The following is a 2,097-nucleotide window of genomic DNA, read 5'->3' as shown; positions in this document are numbered from 1 at the left end:
CGTCGCCAGCAGCGAGTGCCCGCCCAGGGCGAAGAAGTCCTCCTCCACCCCCACGCGCCCGCGCTCCAGCACCCCGGCGTAGATCCCCGCCAGGATCTCTTCCGTGGCGCTGCGCGGCTCCACGGGGCCCCCGCCCTCCTCACCCTCCCCGGCTGCTCCGGGCGCGGGGAGCGCCTGGCGGTCCACCTTGCCGTTGGGCGTCAGCGGGAGCGCCTCCAGCACCACCACCGCTGCGGGGACCATGTACTCCGGCAGCTGCTCCCGCAGGTAGCCGCGCAGCTCCTCCGCCTCCACCTCTCCCGCGGCGTAGGCGACCAGCCGCCGCCTCTCGGGACGGTCCTCCCACACCACCACGACGGCGTCGCGGACCGCGGGGTGCTCCTGGAGCACCGCCTCGACCTCGCCGGGCTCGATGCGGAAGCCGCGGATCTTCACCTGCTGGTCCACCCGGCCCAGGAACTCGATCGCCCCCTGCGCGTTCCACCGCACCCGGTCGCCCGTGCGGTACATGCGTGCGCCCGCCCGGCCCGAGAACGGCTCCGGGAGGAAGCGCTCCGCCGTCTGCCCGGGGCGGTTCAGGTACCCGCGCGCGAGCCCGTCGCCGCCGACGTACAGCTCACCCGGAATACCGGTGGGTACCAGGCAGAGCCCGCTGTCCAGCACGTACAGGCTCGTGTTCGACAGCCCGCGTCCGATCGGCACCGTGGCCGCGCCCCCGGGCACCGCTTCCACCCGATGCCAGGAGCTGTAGGTCGTCCCCTCGGTCGGACCGTAGACGTGCAGGAGCCGCTCGGGGCCGCCCGCCTCCAGGGCCGCGCGCACGGCGGAGGGATCCACCGCCTCGCCACCGAAGAGCACGTAGCGAAGGCCGTGGAAGGCGTCCGGCGCGGTGCGTACGGTCTGGTTGAAGAGCGCGGTCGTCACGAAGATCGTGCTGACCCGCTCCCGGCGCAGCAGCTCCGCCAGCCGCTCGGGGGCGAGCACGACCTCTTTCTCCACTCCCACCACGCACCCGCCGTTGAGCAGCGCGCCCCAGATCTCGAACGTCGCGGCGTCAAAGGAGGTGTTCGACGCCTGTGCGACCCGGTCTGCGGGGGTGAGCTGCACGTAGTCCGTGTTCCTCACCAGGCGCACCACGCCCCGGTGCGGGACGGCGACGCCCTTGGGGCGACCCGTTGAGCCGGAGGTGTAGATCACGTAGGCGAGGGCATCCGCTGGGATCTCGACCTGCACCGGCTTCGCGGACAGGCCGGCGACGTGGCTCTCGGCCTCGTCCAGGCAGACCACTGCGGCGCCGGAGCCGGTGAGCCGCTCACGCAGGTGGCTCTGCGTCAGGAGCATGGAGAGCCCCGCGTCCTCCGCCATGAGCGCCAGCCGCTGCGCCGGGTATGCCGGGTCGAGCGGCACGTAGGCTGCGCCCGCCTTGAGCACCGCGAGCATGGCGACGACCAGCTCGGCCGAGCGCTCCAGGCACAGTCCTACCCGGCTCTCCAGGCCGACACCGTGCGTCCGGAGGTGGCGGGAGAGACGGTTTGCGCGCTCTTCCAGCCCGGCATACGAGACGTCCTCGCCCGCGAAGCGCAGGGCGACCGCCTCCGGGGCGCGCGCCGCCTGCTCGGCGAAGAGCCCGGGAATGCAGCGCTCCCGGGGGTAGTCCGTGGCCGTCGCGTTCCACTCCGTCAGCAGCCGCACGCGCTCCCCGGCACCCAGTACCTCCAGTTCGGTCACGGGTCGCTCCGGCGCGCCGACCACCCGCTCCAGCAGCACCGCCAGGTGGCCGGCCATGCGCTGGACCGTCTGGACGTCCCACAGCTCGGCGCGGTAGAGGATGGCGCCTCTCAGGCCCCGCTCGCCTTCGTCCATCTCGAGCGTGAGGTCGAACTTCGCGACTCCTTCACCACCCGTGTCCAGCGGCTCCGCCTGGAGGCTGCCCAGTCGCAGCGCGCTGCGCTGGTTGTTCTGCAGCGAGAACACGACCTGGAAGAGCGGCGAATGGGCCAGGCTGCGCTCGGGCGCCAGCTCCTCGACGAGGCGCTCGAAGGGGAGCTCCTGGTGGGCATAGGCCCCGAGCGTCGCCTCGCGCACTCGCCCCAGCAG

The 2,097-nt window shown here is 72.9% G+C and carries 1 protein-coding gene; it reads right to left on the bottom strand.

What is annotated here, in order from left to right; translation table 11 throughout:
* Positions 1-2,097 (bottom strand): amino acid adenylation domain-containing protein (locus VGR37_03320; protein ID HEV2146425.1); only part of this gene is annotated, 2,097 nt, incomplete at both ends.

The sequence above is a fragment of the Longimicrobiaceae bacterium genome (assembly GCA_035936415.1).
Taxonomy (GTDB): Bacteria; Gemmatimonadota; Gemmatimonadetes; order Longimicrobiales; family Longimicrobiaceae; genus JAFAYN01.
Note: the sequence above shows the minus strand (reverse complement) of the source record. Positions and strands in the feature narration are given on the sequence as shown.